At 59.5% G+C, this 242-nt stretch carries 1 protein-coding gene; it reads right to left on the bottom strand.

Features of this window, described 5'->3' with window-relative positions; all coding sequences use genetic code 11:
- Window positions 1–213 (bottom strand): hypothetical protein (locus KUA11_RS17375; RefSeq protein ID WP_217412305.1); only part of this gene is annotated, 213 nt, incomplete at its 3' end.
- Between the last annotated feature and the right edge of the window lie 29 nt (window positions 214–242).

Below are 242 nucleotides of genomic sequence, written 5' to 3'. Positions count from 1 at the left end.
CAGTTTGATTCGCTGCGCGTTCGTCAATTCTCGCACAACAGCCAGTTTGTGATCGGGACGGAGACGGGCCGTACCGTCCTTCCAGTTCGTGATCCAGCGGATAAGGCCCTCCGGATTGGCGAAGCTGGTGAAGTGAGGGAGGCCGGCATTTTCTGGAGTGACGGCCGCAACGGTAGCCCGATGCACCAATACTGGGGATTTGCTGGCTGGCATGCGGATCAAATGGTGAGGGCGCTCGCGAG

Origin of the sequence: Acetobacter estunensis, assembly GCF_019083805.1 — a bacterium.
GTDB lineage: Bacteria > Pseudomonadota > Alphaproteobacteria > Acetobacterales > Acetobacteraceae > Acetobacter > Acetobacter estunensis_A.
The sequence above is the reverse complement of the archived record's forward strand: the minus strand, read 5'-3'. Positions and strand labels throughout refer to the sequence as shown.